Raw genomic sequence first — 16,800 nt, 5'->3', positions numbered from 1 at the left:
GGCTTACATGGAAACAAAGTCAGCAGACCTGACCTGAAATCCCGCAGAAAACCGCCAGACCACACCCACACACTCAGCAACAAGCCACTTACCCACAGACTCACCAAACATATCCACAACCCAGAACACCCAAAACCCGTGAATCACACCTAACACCGTCAAACTCAGACGGTCAGATGTCCTTCATCAGGCGCAGGGCGTCATAGATCGCCGCATGGGTGTTGCGGGCCGAAACCGCATCGCCGATCCGAAACAGCTGAAAGCCCCCCTGCCCCGCTGCTTCGTCCGGGCGCCCGTGCGGCTGCGGCCTCCCGGCGATCAGGGCGTCGTAATCGACCTGCCCGCCATTCAGACTATGCGGCTTCAGGTCGAAATAGAGATCGTCCAGCGGCAGCGTGCCGTAGTTGAGCACAACCTGATCATAGAGCTTGCTGGAGCGATGGCCGCTGTAATCCGTCCCCAGCACCGCCAGAAGCCGGTTGCCTTCCTTGCGGACCTCCAGCAGGCGCCGCGCAACGGTGAAGGTCACATCCCGGTCCTGCAGGCTGCGCATATAAGGGACAAGGTTCATCGCCATCACATTGGGGGCAAAGACCCGGTCCGGGGTCATCACCTCAACCGTGGCGCCCGCCTGGGCCGCAACCTCGGCCGCCTGAAGCGCGGGGTGATCGCCGCTTTCGTCATATATCAGCACCGAGCCGCCCGGCTTAACATCCCCCGAAATGATATCCCAGGCCGAGACAACATGCGCCGCCTCCTCGCCCGCCTCGAACAGCTGCATATTCGGCAGGCCACCGGTGGCCACGATCACCACATCCGGCGCAAGCCCGATCACATGCTGCGCCTCGGCCCAGGTGTTGAATCGAAACTGCACATCCCGTGCGGCACATTGCGCCATGCGCCAGTCGATGATGCCCATCATCTCGCGGCGGCGCGGGTTCTGTGCGGTCAGGCGAATTTGACCGCCGGGATCGGAGGCTGCCTCAAATACGGTGACCGCATGGCCGCGCTCCGCCGCAACGCGCGCGGCCTCCAGCCCGCCGGGGCCAGCGCCGACAATCACCACCTGTTTGGGCTCTGCGGCGCGGGTGATCACATGTGGCATCGTCAGCTCACGCCCGGTTGCGGCGTTGTGAATGCACAGCGCCTCTCCCGCCTGATAGATCCGGTCCAGACAATAGGTCGCGCCAACACAGGGGCGGATGTCCTCCTCGCGCCCCTCCCTGATCTTCTGCACGATATGGGGATCGGCCATATGGGCGCGGGTCATCCCCACCATATCAAGAAGCCCCCCGGCAATCGCATGGCGGGCGGTGGCCACATCGGGGATGCGGGCGGCATGAAAGGTGGGCAGGCCCGTCGCCTGCCGGACCGCACCGGCAAAATCCAGATGCGGCGCAGACGGCATCCCCTGCACCGGGATCACATCGGTCATTGCCGGATCCGTATGGATGCGGCCCCGGATCACATTCAGGAAATCCACCATGCCGCTGGCGGCCAAGCGTCTGGACATCTCCAGCCCCTCGTCGGGCGAGATGCCGCCTGCCGCCGCCTCATCCGCCGTATACCGCAGACCAACGATGAACTCATCCCCCACCCGCTCACGGACTGCCGCCAGCACCGCCATCGGCAGCGCCATCCGACTGTCGAGCGTCTGGCCGCCATATGGCCCGTCCAGATCATTGGTCAGCGGCGACCAGAACTGATCCAGAAGATGGCCATAGACCTGTAGCTCGATCCCATCCATGCCCCCGGCCTGCATCCGCTCCGCAGCATCGGCGAAATCGGCGATGACGCGGGTGATGTCCCAATCCTCCGCCAGCTTCGGAAAGGCGCGGTGTGCAGGTTCGCGGTGGCGCGACGAGCTGATCGAGGGCAGCCAGTCGCCCTTGTCCCAACCGGTGCGGCGTCCCAGATGGGTCAGCTGGATCATCGCCGCGCAACCATGCTCATGCAGCTGGTCGGTCAGATTGCGGATCCAGGGCACCACCTCATCCTTATAGGCGAGGATATTGTTGAACACCGGCGGGCTGTCACGGGATACCGCCGCGGAGCCTGCCGTCATCGCCAATGCCACGCCCGCCTTGGCCCGTTCGGCGTGATAGGCCGCATAGCGCTCCTTTGGCATGCCGTCCTCGGGGTAAGCCGGTTCATGACTTGTGGTCATGATCCGATTGCGCAGTGTCAGATGTTTCAGCTGATAGGGCTGCAACAAGGGATCGTTGGACATGACAGGCTCCTGCAAATGGCGCGGACCACCAAAGCGAGGGCGCGCGGGATCCGCCGACAAGATCACAGCTCTGGACATATGTGTCAGGTCAATTTCCGACCCTGTCAAGAGCCCCGCACGACACGGCAGCGCCGATGGTGACCAGTCGGGGGTGACAGGCGGGTCTCGTGACCGAGAGAGAGCCGCCACCCGGCGCCTGCGCTAAAAGGCGGTGAACTCCCCGGCACGGCTGCGGAAGAAGCCTTTTAGCGCGGTCTTGAACGCGCGCACCTTGGCAGAGGTCAGCAGGTCCGGATGGCTCAGCACCCAGATCGGCGCATAATCCTGCGGCGCAACCCCCGGCAGCGGCTCCAGATCCGGATCACTGCGCGCCAGATAGATCGGCATCCTGACCGCGCCCAGCCCCGCCTTTGCCGCCGCGATCAGCGAAGTCATATCGTCAAACCGCGCCCGGATCCGATGGTTCGGATAATGTTGCAGCGCGGCCTTTGGCGGCGCGTCATAGCCGCTGTAGATCACCCAGTCCAAGGGCGCAGCGGGATCCGCCAAAGCCCGCGCCACCAGATCCCGCCGCGCGACGCAGGCGGTTTTCTGATCGGCCAGATGCAGCCCCACCAGGCTGTCGCCCGGCGTCCGGCTGATCCGGATCGCCAGATCCGCCTCGCGCCGGGTCAGGTCCAGCACATCATTGGTCGCGCGAACCGTCAGCTCGACCTCCGGGTGGTCCGCGCAGAACTGCGCCAGAAATGGCGCGAGATGGCTCTGTATCAGCAGCTGTGGCGCCGTCAGCACCAGCTCACCCGAAAGGCTCTGATCGCGGCCCGACAGGTTGCGCAGGGCCGATTGCTCGGCCTGCTCCATCCGCCGCGCTGCCGCGGCCAGCTCTTCCGCCTCGGCGGTGGCCAGATAGCCTTCGGGCCGACGCTCGAACAGCGGCCGCCCCAGCATGTCCTCGGCCCGCTGCACACGGCGCGCCACGGTGGTGTAGCTGACGGACAGCGCCTGCGCGGCCCCGGCCAGGGATCCGGCCCGCACCAGCGCCAGAATGGTCCGCATGTCATCCCAGTTGATCTGCATACATGCGTTTTCGCATGGGCAGCACACAATTGCATGTGTTTTCTCGCGGCACGCTTCCCGGCATCAAGACGCCATCAACAGTGAAAGGACAACAGATGGCCTATGTCTACGTAAACCTCCTCCTGCAAGACCCCGAGACTATGGCGGCATATCGTGAAAAAGCAGGCGCCGCCTTGCAGAAACACGGCGCCAAAGTGCTGGTCTCAACCCCGCAGCAGACCGTGATCGAAGGCACGCGCGATGCCACCGGCATCGGGGTGATCCTCCAGTTTGCCAGTCCAGAGGCCGCCAAGGGCTGGATCAACGACCCCGAGCTGCAGGACGTCCACGCGCTGCGACAAGCCGCCGGCAGGAGCGCGATCACGCTTCTGGCCTGACCCTTCAGAGGCCGCGCCACTCCCGCCCGTCGGCTGGCGGCGGAGCCCCCACCTCCCGTTGGGTCAGGCGCCGCGCCCATTGGGCCCGGCGCAGGTCGCACCCGGCCGCATCTCATGCGCCCGACACGGTTCGTCTTTGTTTCCAACGCTGCAACGGGCCACGCCCGCGCCGGGCGCCAGCGCGGCGCCACCGAAGACAACGGGCGCGGAACCCTTAGGTTCCGCGCCCGCTTTGATCTTCGCCAGACGACCTGCCGGATCACTCGGCTGCGATCTGTCCTTCGATCTTTTCGACCTTCACCGCCGAGAACTTGAACTCGGGGATTTTGCCATAGGGGTCCAGCGCCGGGTTGGTCAGGATATTGGCGGCGGCCTCCACATAGGCGAACGGCACAAACACCATATCCTCGGCAATCGCCCGGTCGGCGCGCGCCATGATCTCGATCGAACCGCGGCGGGTCGTGAGGCGGACCATCTCGCCCGGCTCGACGCCCATCAGCTTCAGCGTCCGCGGGTTGAGCGAGCAGTTCGCCTCCGGCTCCACCGCATCCAGCACCTTGGAACGACGGGTCATCGACCCGGTGTGCCAATGCTCCAGCTGGCGGCCGGTGGTCATGATCATCGGGTACTCCGCATCCGGCGCCTCATCCGGCGGGATCACCGATGCCGGGGTAAAGCGGGCGCGGCCCTCGGGGCGCGGGAAGCCATCGCCGAACACAATCGCCTGACCGGGGTCGGTCTCATGCAGCGACGGATAGGTGATGGTCTCGGTTTCCAGCCGCTCCCAGGTGATGTTGTTGAGTGACTTCATGTTCAGCTTCATCTCGGCAAAGACTTCGCTGACATCCTTGTAGTCCCACGGCAGACCGATCCGCTGCGCCAGCTCAACAGTGACCTGCCAGTCCTCGCGCGCCTCACCCGGAGGCGGAACGGCGGGGCGCACACGCTGCACCTGGCGGTTGGTGTTCGACACGGTGCCGTTCTTCTCATAAAGCGCCGAGGCGGGCAGGATGATGTCGGCATAGTTCGCCGTCTCGGTCAGGAAGATATCCTGAACGATCATCAGCTCCAGCTTGGCAAAGGCCTCGCGCGCGTGATCGGCATCCGGGTCGGACATCGCCGGGTTTTCACCCTGGATGTACATGCCCTTGATATTGCCGGCATAGGCCTCGTCCACGATCTCGGTCACGGTCAGGCCCTTCTCGTTCGAGAAGTCGCCGCCGCCCCAGACATCGGTGAAACTCTTGCGGACATCATCCGAGGTCACGGTCTGATAATCGGGCAGGAACATCGGAATGAGGCCTGCGTCCGACGCCCCCTGCACGTTGTTCTGGCCGCGCAGCGGGTGCAGACCTGCGCCCGGTTTGCCCACGTTGCCAGTCATCAGCGCCAGCGAGATCAGGCAGCGCGAGTTATCCGTCCCGTGGATGTGCTGGGAAATCCCCATACCCCAGAAAATCAGACCCGCATTCCCACCGGCAAAGATCCGGGCAACACGGCGCAGCTGATCGGGGCTGATGCCGCAGATCTCCGACATTTTCTCGGGTGTGAACTGCTTCAGATGCTCTTTCTCGGCCTCCCAGTTCTCGGTCCAGCGGTGGATGTACTGACTGTCGTAGAGCTCTTCCTCGACGATCACGTTCATGATCGCGTTCAGCATCGACACATCCGCGCCGGGGCGGAACTGCACCATTTCGGTCGCGAACCGGCGCAGGCCAACGCCGCGCGGATCCATCACGATCAGCTTGCCGCCGCGCTTGGTGAACTGCTTGAAGTAGGTCGCCGCCACCGGGTGGTTCTCGATCGGGTTGGAGCCGATCACAATGGCCACATCGGCGTTTTCGATCTCGTTGAAGGTCGCGGTCACAGCACCGGAGCCCACGTTTTCGATCAGCGCCGCAACGGAGGACGCGTGGCACAGGCGGGTGCAGTGGTCGACGTTGTTGTGCTTGAAGCCCTGACGGATGAACTTCTGGAAGAGGTACGCCTCTTCATTGGTGCATTTCGCCGAGCCGAAGCCCGCAACCGATTTCGGGTTCTCATCGCGCAGGCGCATCAGGCCCTTGGCGGCCAGATCCATCGCCTCTTCCCAGGAGGCTTCGCGGAAATGGGTCGAGAGATTGCCGGGATCGACGTTCAGGCCCTTGGCCGGCGCGTCGTCGCGGCGGATCAGCGGCTTGGTCAGGCGGTGCGGGTGGTGGATGTAGTCAAAACCAAAGCGGCCCTTGACGCAGAGGCGGCCTTCGTTTGCGGGGCCATTGATGCCATCGACATATTTGACCTTGCCGTCCTTGACCTTGAGCGAGACCTTGCAGCCGACACCGCAGAACGGGCAGACGCTTTCGGTCTCGGTATCATAATCCTTGCTGTCGCCGACCTGCTGGTCATCCATCACGGTGGCGGGCATCAGCGCGCCGGTCGGGCAGGCCTGCACACATTCGCCGCAGGCCACGCAGGAGGACTGCCCCATCGGATCCGCCAGATCGAACACCGGGTAGGCGTCATGTCCGCGGCCGGCCATGCCGATCACGTCATTGACCTGCACCTCGCGGCAGGCCCGCACACATAGGTTACAGGAAATACAGGCGTCCAGATTGACCTTCATCGCCACATGGCTGTCATCCAGCAGCGGGATGCGGTTCTTTTCCAGCTTGGGGAAACGCGACTCCGAAACCCCGTTCAGCTCTGCCATACCCCACAGATGCGAGGACTTATCGCGCGCCTCTTCCTGCTTCGGCTGGTCCGCGATCAGCAGTTCCATCACCATCTTGCGGGCGTTTTCAGCGCGCGCGTTGTTGGTGGTGACCACCATGCCCTCGGCAGGTTCGCGGATACAGGAGGCGGCCAGCGTGCGCTCGCCCTCGATCTCGACCATACAGGCACGGCAGTTGCCGTCCGGGCGGTAGCCGGGCTGCGGCTTGTGGCACAGATGCGGGATCTTCAGCCCGCGGCCGTTGGCGACTTCCCAGATGGTCAGGCCCTTCTCTGCCGTGACCTGCTCGCCATCGAGTGTGAAAGTGACTTTATCGCTCATGGCTCAGACCTCATCCATCTGAAGTGTCACGCGGAGGGCAGCGCCCGTCCCGGGGTGGGCGTGAAGCGCCCGCCCATGGGGGCGGGTCGGGCGCTGCCCGGCGGTACCCGCCGGGTGGAGGATCTCAATAGCGCCGTACATCTCAGACCTCATCCGGAAAATGTTTCATGGTCAGGCGGATCGGGTTGGGTGCGGCCTGTCCCAGACCGCAGATCGAAGCATCGACCATTGCGCTGCTCAGCTCTTCCAAGAGGCCCTGATCCCATTTCTTCTCGCTCATCAGCTTGACGGCTTTCTCGCAGCCCACCCGGCAGGGGGTGCACTGGCCGCAGCTTTCGTCTTCGAAAAAGCGCAGCATGTTCAGCGCCGCGTCACGGGCCGAGTCCTGATCGGACAGCACCACCACGGCGGCGGACCCGATGAAGGTGCCATGCGGCTGCAACGTATCGAAATCGAGCGGAATGTCATGCATCGACGCAGGCAGCAGGCCCGAGGAGGGGCCGCCCGGCTGATACGCCTTGAAGACGTGGCCATCCAGCATGCCGCCGCAGGCCTCGATGATGTCGGTGATGGTGGAACCGGCAGGCAGCAGATGCACCCCCGGCTTCTTCACCCGGCCCGAGACCGAATAGCTGCGCAGCCCCTTGCGACCGTTCTTCTCAATTGAGTTCAGGCATTCCGGGCCTTCGCGGTTGATCTTGGCGACCCAGTAGAGGGTTTCCACGTTGTGCACGAGGGTCGGACGACCAAAGACACCCACCTGCGCCACAAACGGCGGACGATGGCGCGGCTCGCCGCGCTTGCCTTCGATCGATTCAATCATCGCGCTTTCTTCGCCGCAGATATAGGCCCCTGCCCCGCGGCGCAGGTCGATGTAACCTGCCTCGACGATACCGGCCTCTTCCAGCGCGGCGATCTCACGGCGCAGAATTTCCAGCACCGCCGGGTATTCGTCGCGCATATAGATAAAGGCTTTCTCGGCCTCGACCGCCCAGGCGGCAATCAGCATCCCCTCAAGGAAGACATGCGGCGTGCGCTCAAGGTAGTAGCGATCCTTGAAGGTGCCCGGTTCACCCTCATCGCCGTTCACGGCCAGATAACGCGGACCTTCGTTGGCGCGCACGAAACCCCATTTGGTGCCGGACGGGAAACCAGCGCCGCCCAGACCGCGCAGGCCGGCTTCTTTGACTTTGGCCTGAACCGCTTCCCAGTCGCCATTTGCGCGCAGGTCTTTCAGCGTGGCATAGCCGCCATCCGCCTCATAAGCGGCAAAGGTTTCATACTCGGGCACGTGTGCATGGGTATCATCTGCCGCAATCGCCGCTTCCACCTTCTCAACCGTAGCGTGGTCGATGTGGTTGTGGCCGATTTCCAGCACCGGCGCCGTGTCGCAGCGGCCCATGCAGGGTGCGCGCAGCACGCGGACCTGAGAGGCATCCAGCCCATCTTCCAGCGCCTTCTTCAGCGCTTCTGCCCCGGCCAGCTCGCAGGACAGCGAGTCACAGACCCGGATGGTCAGCGCCGGCGGCGGGGTCTCGCCTTCCTTCACCACATCGAAATGGGCGTAGAAAGTGGCGACCTCATAGATCTCGGCCTGACCGGTGCGCATCTCCTCGGCCAGCGCCCGGATATGCGCCGCGCTGAGGCAGCCGTATTTGTCCTGAATGAGATGCAGGAACTCGATCAGGAGATCCCGGTTGCGGGGCCGATCGCCAAGCAGGTCCAGAACCTCGCTATGCGCCTGATCATCCAGCTGCCGGCCCTTGGGCGTTTTGCGCCCCTTGCCTTTGCCAGATTTCCAAACGCCCTTGCTATTGTCCAAAGGTGCCACGATGACCTCCACTTCGCGATGCCAGATAAGGCGGCATTCCATTGAAGAAGCCTATCGTCAAATCGGAAAATTCAAAGGTACGATAACGAACGCTTATTGCTTGAAATCGTCAACCACGCCCTTCATCGCCTTCACCGTCGTCAGTTCGGGCTGGCGGTCCAATGTGACCATACAAATAGGCCTGCTCGGCGTCGGATCGACCAGCCGCAGCACCCGGGCGCCGGACAGCGGCCCCAGCGCATCCATCAGGGCTTCCGGTAGGATCGTGGCAACCGAGCCCGCCCGCGCCATCACAATCGCCGACATGAACCCGCTGGAATCCGAACGCACCTGCGGCCGCAGCCCCTGATCGGCGAAGATCCGGTCCAGAATCCGGCGATTCTGCATCTGCGGCTCCAGCAGGCTGAGCGGCAGCTCTGCTGCCTCGGCCCAGGAAATACTGTCCGCGCCATGTCCGCGATCCACCACCATCGCCTCGGGGGCGACCAGCACATAAGTCTCCTCATATAGCGGCTGGATGGTCACCTGATCGGGACCCAGGCTGTCGTGATAGGTGACGCCTGCATCAATTGTACCGTCAAACAGGCGCTGCTGGATCACCAGCGAGCTCAGCACCTCGATCCGGGCCAGAACCCGTGGGTGGGTGAGATGCAGCCGGTCCACCATCTGCGCGGCATAGGCTGTTGCGGTGGGCACCACCCCCAGCACCAGCGTGCCGGTGACCTCGCCACGTGCGGCGGCCACCTCCTGCTCCAGCGCCTTGGCCTCATCCAGGATCGAGCGGGCCCGGCGCACGATCATCAGACCCTCTTCTGTCAGCCCCTGAAACCGATTGCCCCGGCGCACGATGGACACGCCCAGGCGCTCTTCCAGATTGCGGATCCGCATTGAAAACGCCGGCTGCGACATGCCGCAGTCCTGCGCGGCCTTGGCAAAATGGCGGTGACGCGCCAAAGCGCTCAGCAACCTGAGATCCTTGAGTTCGATCACCGCTCGTTTTCCTTGCTACTTCCGGGGTGCCGCTGTCGGTCATACACCATTCACAGCGGGTCGCGCCATCGGTTGCCAGCACGAGAGCGGCAGTTTTGGCGCAGGCCAACAGGCTGGGCAGCCTGCACCATATATATAGGGGGGCGATGGAGGCCGCACTCATGCGCCCCGCTACCGCCCCCGATCAGAGCAGGCCTCAGGCCTGCCGCTGTGCCGTCGCCGACCGGGCGATGCCATCATAGATCCCGGTCAGAATATTCAGCACCCGCGTTGCCTCACCGATACGGTTTTCCACGCCCGGCACCTGCGACAGCGCCTGCAGCAACAGGTTGCGACGCTGCACATCGTAGGCTGCGGTGATCCCCAGCCCCTCCTCCGTTGCGGAATAGGTCACCCCGCCACGCCCCGATCCGGTCTTGCGGATCAACCCGGCCGAAGCCAGCTTGCGCAGTGAATACTGGATATTCGGAATGTCATCCCGATTGGTGACCCGCGCAAGCTCCTTGATCGTCTTGGGCCTGTCGTTCATGCGGATAACGTTCATCAGAGTGATTTCGGGACCCGAGGCGGACAGATCCGACACAAGCCCAAGACATTCGGATTGCCAACGCGCAAACCCCTCGAATGTTCTCATCAGTGCAAACTCGAAATCGCTCAGATCATCTTCGGCACCATTATCAAAAGTCTGATCCACCGCATTCGCGGTCTCAGTCTTGGGTGATCCGGAATAGATATCCAACAAATAGTCTCCTTGGTTCAGCGGCATAAATAAGCCTCCGGTGGCGGCGAAACCTGCTGTCAAGGTGTTTCACGCGCATTCGTTCCCCAAACCCGTCACCACGCTCCTTAGTAAGTATCTGGCGTTAGGTTTCAACCCGTCCGTGCAGCAGAAAATGGGGCCAAACTCGGCGAATTTATCCAAGGGGTTGGAGAATCAGCGGAATTTAAAAAGCAAGATAAACTTTAGTTACGCATTATTTTTAAGAATATAGATAAAATTTCACGCCAAGGGCGCCCTGAATCATATTATTTCCGTGAAAACGCGCCCACAGGCCAGACTCATGCGGGGGCGCAGCCCGCCCGGCAGGCCACCCGCCTGTCCGCAATAAAATGGCAGCTTAATCATCACTTTGCGCAGCGGGCGCGGGCCCGCCTGCCCACTGATCGTGCCCGAAATTCGCCCGCCTCAGCCTGCGCTCATTGCGGATGTGCCTATTAATTCACCGGTAAGTCCTCAGGGCTATGCTACCCGCCGACGATGTGCACAGGCACATGTTGTGAGAAGGAGCAGAGCTTGGAACGACGGGCGGACCTCATGTTGGTTGTCGCGCAGGCATTGGCCGTGATGGTGACCATCACCGGTTGCGCTGCCGCACGCCTGATTGTTGCGTGGCGACCGGAGATTTCGACAGGGGCCAACTGCCGACGCCCATATCGGTCGAAGACTCATGTCGAGGCACGCCCGCTGTTGCGGCACCCGCAGGCAACCAGACCTGCTCTTTCAGCTCGGTATCAAGATTGGGGCAGCGCAATCGCGCGCCTGCTGATGACCGGCGTCCGCCAATCTTTGGTCCGACGCCACAGTATGTTCGCCATGTCACCGCCCCCAATCGGGCATGGTTCTCTCGGTTTGCCCGTTCCGGTCAACCAATTCGCGAAACGACGCAGCCGAAGCTTGCGGCTGTGTCCAGGGGGCTGTCGGTACTGAATCCGACACAAATTCCGCCAGCGCGTCCGTTCCGCGCAATGGCAATTGAAAGGTGCTGAAATGAAATTCCGAAATCCTGCGCGTTCCGTCATGAACAGGCTGTCTGTCTTTGCCAAATGCAGCCTTCTCATCGCGGCGTCCACCCTCGTGGTGACCCTGTTTCTGACTTGGGAAAACCAGAAAATCCTCGGTGAAGCTGTGGATAGTGGCGTACAGACACTGGCCGAAGGCGTGACCGTAACCGTGGCCGCGCGCAGCGGCGGTGCAATCCGCTTTGGTGATACCGAACGTCTTGAAAGCGACCTGCAATCCCTGATCGAGCTGTCGAACGGCCGGTCCAGCCACGGGATCGCCATCAATGGCAAGGGCAAGACGGTTGCCTCCACCGGCACCGCAACCGAGGCTGAAATTGCCGAACTGACCCTCGTCGCTCAAAAAGCGATGGAAAACAACCAGATGGAGTATAGCGAAAACGGCTATCTCGTCGCCGCACCCGCCACCGCCGGTGCCGAGGGGACGGTGGTCGTCGGCGCGGTCGGGATGGTCTGGAGCCCGGATGTCGCCTTTGCCGAGGTGGCGCCGAACCAGCTGCTGTCCTTCATTGCCGCCGGTGGCGCCTTTGTGGTGATGCTGGGCCTGTCGATGTTTGCCCTGCGCTCCATGATGTCGCGCCCGCTGGGCGATGTTGCCACCGCAATCAACCGCCTGGCCGAGGGCGATTATGATCACGACACCGAACATCAGGCACGGGGCGACGAAATCGGCCTGATCGCCCGCCATATCGAGGCGCTGAAATCGCAGCTGTCCGCCGCCAGAACCGTGGAAGATCAGCGCCGTGCCGACCAGGCGGCGCAACGGGTTGTGGTGGATCGTCTGAATGACGGGCTGCACGCGCTCTCGGAGGGGGATCTGTCGCAGACCATCGACGATGAATTCTCCGCCGATTACGAAAGCCTGCGCCAGAACTTCAACAAGACCGTCGACAAGATGGTCGGCATTATCGACGCGGTGATCGACAACTCATCGCGCATCCGTGCCAGCGCCGAAGAGATCAGCCAATCCTCCAGCGATCTCTCCCAGCGCACCGAGAGCCAGGCGGCCACGCTTGAGGAGACCGCCGCCGCCATGGAGCAGCTCACCGTCAGCGTGAAATCCGCAGCCGATGGCGCCCGCGAGGTGGAGGGCATCGTATCGGAGGCCAAGGAGACCGCCGTCAACAGCGGCCAGGTCGTCACCCGCGCCGTCGACGCCATGTCCAAGATCGAGCAATCATCGGAGAAGATCTCCCAGATCATCTCGGTCATCGACGATATCTCCTTCCAGACCAATCTGCTGGCGCTGAACGCAGGGGTCGAGGCCGCCCGTGCAGGCGAAGCCGGCCGTGGTTTTGCGGTTGTCGCCTCCGAAGTGCGCGCCCTGGCCCAGCGCTCCTCCGATGCCGCGCAAGAGATCAAGGCGCTGATCAGCGAAAGCACCGGCCACGTCGGCGAAGGTGTCGATCTGGTTGGCCGCGCGGGCGAGGAGCTGAAACAGATCATCGAACGCGTCGCCACCATCTCGGGCCATGTCAGCGGCATTGCAACCGGCGCGCAGGAGCAATCGACCACGCTGGGCGAAATCAACACCGGCGTGACACAGCTCGATCAGGTGACCCAGCACAATGCCGCCATGGTTGAGGAATCAACCGCCGCCAGCCAGATCCTGCGCAATGATGCCAATGAGCTGGCCCGCCAGGTCTCGGTGTTCAAGACCCGCAAAACGGACAATAACGTTGTCTCCGTGGCGCCCAGCGCACCAGCCCCGGCCCCGGCCCGGCCAGCCGCCGCGCCGAAACCCGCAGCTGAGCACAACCCGGCCCCATCGGCGCATGGCGATGATGACTTTTTCGATGCCAGCCCGACAAAGGCCGCCGTCGGCTGGGAAGATTTCTGATCTCCCCCGGCCACACCCAATAGCGAAAAGGCGCGCCAGATCCGGCGCGCCTTTTTCATATCTGCTTGCCCCCCTTATACATGGCCCAGTCCCTTCCCCCGCGCGTCCCTGCCCCGGATGACAGAACCCTGTCGCGAGTATCCGGGCAACACCATCGCCGCTCAGTTCTCTGGCAGGTCCAAGGCTCTGGGGGGCCAAGCCTCTGGCAGACCTGAGGCTCTGGCAGCTGATATCACCGCAGCCAGACCGGAGCCGAGCGGGGCGCGAAATCGACGACAATACAAGGAATCTCAAATCGGCCGCGAAACAGCGAGGCCACCGGGCTGATACAGCCGCAGCAGATCCTGTGCCGTCGCCAGCCTTGGTGGCTGGCGACCCTTCAGGATGGATGCGGCCCCGGCAGGCGCTGCCTGCTAGCCAAGTGCAGGGGCTGGTGCCGCAGGGGCGGCGGTCTGCACCGGCGCCCAGACCGGGTAGCCCTGCGGCAGCGCGGCCACCTCACCCGCCCCGTGTTCATAACCCGCGCGCCAGCCCGGCTGTAGCCAGACCCGCGCGTGATCCGCGCTCGCCTCCATGTCGTGAACCGCGAGGCTCAGCGCCGCCGCATCATGCTGCGCCGTCAGCTGCAGATGATCGCCCGGAGAGACCGACCGTGGCCGATCCAGCAAAAAGGCCGTCCGCCCCCAATGCCCCTCGGAAGCAAGATCATTGGTCAGCTGAATCCCCGGCGCCAGCTCCATCTCAAAGCTGACAAAAACCGCATGGACGATACCCGGATGGCTACAGATCAGCGTCTCGGTGGTCCGCCCCGGCCTGACATCCGGGCGCGTAAAATCGAACGCAAACAGCTCTGTACCGGCGCCCAGCGGTCGCAGCCCACAGGATCTGAAATCACTCGGCGTGATCTGCGCAACCCGCGCCAGATGGTGAAAGGCGCCCAGATCGAACCCCTCTGCCATCTGCGGCCGCCACTGCTCCAGAAGCGGCGCACTTTCAACCGGTTGCGCGACCAGCCTGCCGGTTTCGGGAACCGCGCGGGCGTCCGGCTTGGCCAGCGCCGACATCGCATGTGACAGCGTATCCAGCGCGCCCTCCCCCAATAGAACGGTATCGACAATCTCCGAAATCACCACATCGGCCTGCTCCGGCATGTCGACACCGAGGATAATCTCATGCGACCACTTGGAAATGACGGTGATGCGGTCGCTCAGACCATTGTCGGCAATCACCCGCGTCGCCGCCTCCGCAATCAGCGGCTGCTGCTCACAGGTATAGACATGTTTCGCCCCGGCCCGCGCCGCCAGCATCGCCGTCAGACCGGCACCGCAGCCGATATCCAGCACGATATCCCCCGGTCTGACCTTCATCGCGATGGCCTCGGCATAGGCACGGTTGCGCGCCCGATCCGCCAGCATCGGAAAATGCCAGCGCGGCACAAACGTCTGGTGCAGCCGCTCCTGCAACACCTGCGCCTCATGGTGATGAGGATCCAACCGCAGCGCTTCCGACAACAGCTGCGCGCTGCGCATACCGCCATCACCAAGGGGGGTGGATTTGGCAAGCTCCACCAGATGCCCGGCCTCCGCGCGCCCCGCAAGAAAGGACATGGAGGCGGGTCTAGACGTTTGTGTTTTAAGCAATTTTTAGTTTTCCCTATTTGAGGCAAATGCAACTGATTGCGACTATTCACCACCCGGATCTAAGAATTGGTAAAGCTCACAGCCTATCGCGTACCGAATGTCGGCAGGCCATGCCCCGCCCCCTTGCCAAGGGTGCAAAAGTTTCTTAGCCTGATTTGAAACTCACATCGCACAACGGGAGGACAGCAGCTGAACATGCGTATCATCCGCCGACTTCAGCACGGTCCCCGTCTGGCCCTGTAAATCCGTTTGCAGGGCTGGCCAGAGGAAAATCTCGTCACTGGTCCGCCGATTGCCGCTTTTGCGGCCAAATCTCTTTGACCCGAGTTTTCCATGTCTGTCATCAATCTCAATGCGTTGGGCGTCACCCTTGGCGACCCGCTGTTCCGCGACCTCTCCCTGACCCTTTCGAAATCCGACCGGCTCGGTCTCATCGCCGCCAACGGGCGGGGCAAATCGACCCTGCTTGCCTGTCTCGCCGATGAGCTGACGCCGACAACCGGCGAGATCACCCGCGCCCGTGGCCTGCGGATTGGCCACGTGAAACAGAGCCTGCCTGCCGAGGCGCTTGCCGTCACGCTCTATGACTGGGTGCTTGCCGCCCTGCCGGGCGAGCAGGCCGACTATGAAAGCTGGCGCGTCGATGTGGTTCTGGATGACCTTCAGGTGCCTTATGAGTTTCAGCACCAGCCGCTTGGCGCGCTCAGCGGGGGCTGGCAGCGCGCCGCGATGCTGGCGGCCGCCTGGATCACCACGCCGGACCTGCTGCTACTGGATGAGCCGACCAACCACTTGGATCTCAACCGAATAGCATTTCTCGAAAACTGGCTGTCAGAGCGGCCGCGCGATCTGCCGATGGTGATCACCTCCCACGACCGCGCCTTTCTGGATGCCACGACCAACCGCACGCTGTTCCTGCGCGCCGAAGGCTCGCGGGTGTTCCAGCTGCCATTCTCCGCCGCCCGCGCCGCATTGGATGAGGTCGACGCCGCCGATGCGCGACGCCATGCCAATGATCTGAAAAAAGCCCAGCAGCTGCGCCAGCAGGCCGCAAAGCTGAAGAATGTCGGGATCAACTCCGGCTCCGATCTCTTGCTGACCAAGACAAAGCAGCTGGCCGAACGCGCCGACCGGCTGGAGGCCGCCGCCAAACCGGCCCACCGCGAGCATTCGGCCGGCGACATCAGGCTGACCAACAGCGGCACCCATGCCAAGGCCCTGATTACATTGGATGATCTGACCGTTCAGACGCCGGACGGGCAACGGCTATACAGCACCGGCCAGAAATGGATCACCCCCGGGGACCGCATTGTCCTGCTGGGCGCAAATGGCACCGGCAAGACGCAGCTGGTCAGGATGATCCAGCAGGCACTGACCGGCGGGGCGGAGCACATCAGATGTGCGTCCTCTGTCGTTCCGGCCTATTCGGACCAGCACCTCAGCCAGCTGGCCGATAATGACACGCCGCTGGCGCTGGTCACGGCGGCCTCCGACATCGGCGATCAGCCCGCGCGCAACCTTCTGGCGGGGGCAGGCATCAAATTCGCCTTGCAGGACACGGCGGTGAAAGCCCTGTCAGGCGGGCAGAAGGCACGGCTGGCAATGCTGCTCCTGCGGCTTCGCAACCCCAATTTCTACCTGCTGGACGAACCCACCAATCATCTCGACATCGAAGGTCAGGAAGCCCTCGAAGCAGAGCTGATCGGCCAGGATGCCGCCTGTCTGCTGGTGAGCCATGACCGCAGCTTTCTCAGGGCCGTCGGCAATCGCTTCTGGTGGATCCGTGGCCGTCGCCTGGAAGAGGTCGCCAGCGCCGATGCCTTCCTCAGCTCTGAAATGGGCGCGGGCTGAGGGCTATGGCGGCGGCCACCTGTGACCGCCGCCCCGCCAGACCCGCCAGTTGCCGAAATATTGGGCAACACATCATCCGGGCGTCTGGCTGCGCCGGTGGCTGCGGCAGAACCGCTTGCGCCGCCACGTG

10 protein-coding genes are annotated in these 16,800 nt (G+C 63.1%); 3 read left to right on the top strand and 7 right to left on the bottom strand.

The features are described from left to right. Positions 1-172: 172 nt before the first annotated feature. Together VXL81_RS15995 and VXL81_RS15990 are read right to left on the bottom strand one after the other, a co-directional pair. Positions 173-2,230 carry an FAD-dependent oxidoreductase gene (locus VXL81_RS15995; protein ID WP_416555124.1) on the bottom strand — a complete coding sequence of 686 codons (2,058 nt, stop codon included), beginning with the start codon at positions 2,228-2,230 and terminating at the stop codon, positions 173-175. A gap of 201 nt (positions 2,231-2,431) precedes the next feature. After that, a complete protein-coding gene (locus tag VXL81_RS15990; RefSeq protein WP_416537597.1) occupies positions 2,432-3,307 on the bottom strand; it encodes a LysR family transcriptional regulator in 876 nt (291 codons plus the stop codon). Between the two features lie 95 nt (positions 3,308-3,402). Here VXL81_RS15990 and VXL81_RS15985 point away from each other — a divergent pair, with 95 nt between their 5' ends. Beyond that, positions 3,403-3,684, top strand: a complete 282-nt coding sequence (locus VXL81_RS15985) for a DUF1330 domain-containing protein (protein WP_340547260.1) — start codon at positions 3,403-3,405, stop codon at positions 3,682-3,684. Between the two features lie 259 nt (positions 3,685-3,943). Here the strand turns inward: VXL81_RS15985 and fdhF are convergent, their stop codons facing one another. The 4 genes from fdhF to VXL81_RS15965 all read right to left on the bottom strand — a co-directional run bounded on the left by fdhF (position 3,944) and on the right by VXL81_RS15965 (position 10,278). Beyond that, complete coding sequence (fdhF, locus tag VXL81_RS15980) at positions 3,944-6,718, bottom strand: formate dehydrogenase subunit alpha (protein ID WP_416555122.1); 2,775 nt, start codon at positions 6,716-6,718, stop codon at positions 3,944-3,946. Positions 6,719-6,860: 142 nt separating this feature from the next. Then, entirely contained in the window at positions 6,861-8,591 is a 1,731-nt protein-coding gene (locus tag VXL81_RS15975) for an NAD(P)H-dependent oxidoreductase subunit E (protein WP_416555120.1), read from the bottom strand. A 51-nt stretch (positions 8,592-8,642) separates the two neighbouring features. After that, positions 8,643-9,539, bottom strand: a complete 897-nt coding sequence (locus tag VXL81_RS15970; RefSeq protein ID WP_340547263.1) for a LysR family transcriptional regulator — start codon at positions 9,537-9,539, stop codon at positions 8,643-8,645. 196 nt (positions 9,540-9,735) lie between these two features. Beyond that, entirely contained in the window at positions 9,736-10,278 is a 543-nt protein-coding gene (locus VXL81_RS15965; RefSeq protein ID WP_340547264.1) for a winged helix DNA-binding protein, read from the bottom strand. A 1,029-nt stretch (positions 10,279-11,307) separates the two neighbouring features. Here VXL81_RS15965 and VXL81_RS15960 point away from each other — a divergent pair. Beyond that, on the top strand, positions 11,308-13,179 hold the full coding sequence (locus VXL81_RS15960) for a methyl-accepting chemotaxis protein (protein WP_340547265.1): 1,872 nt from the start codon (positions 11,308-11,310) through the stop codon (positions 13,177-13,179). A gap of 413 nt (positions 13,180-13,592) precedes the next feature. On the opposite strand, the gene VXL81_RS15955 is transcribed toward VXL81_RS15960, so the two are convergent. Continuing rightward, the gene (locus tag VXL81_RS15955) at positions 13,593-14,786 is read right to left on the bottom strand and encodes a 50S ribosomal protein L11 methyltransferase (protein WP_416555118.1); all 1,194 of its coding nucleotides are present in this window, start codon (positions 14,784-14,786) and stop codon (positions 13,593-13,595) included. A 366-nt stretch (positions 14,787-15,152) separates the two neighbouring features. Between VXL81_RS15955 and VXL81_RS15950 the strand changes: the two genes are divergently transcribed. Further along, complete coding sequence (locus VXL81_RS15950) at positions 15,153-16,670, top strand: ABC-F family ATP-binding cassette domain-containing protein (RefSeq protein WP_416555116.1); 1,518 nt, start codon at positions 15,153-15,155, stop codon at positions 16,668-16,670. Positions 16,671-16,800 lie beyond the last annotated feature (130 nt).

Source organism: Phaeobacter sp. JH204B (assembly GCF_048055755.1).
In the GTDB taxonomy this organism is placed as follows: domain Bacteria; phylum Pseudomonadota; class Alphaproteobacteria; order Rhodobacterales; family Rhodobacteraceae; genus Phaeobacter; species Phaeobacter bryozoorum.
Note: the sequence above shows the minus strand (reverse complement) of the source record. Positions and strands in the feature narration are given on the sequence as shown.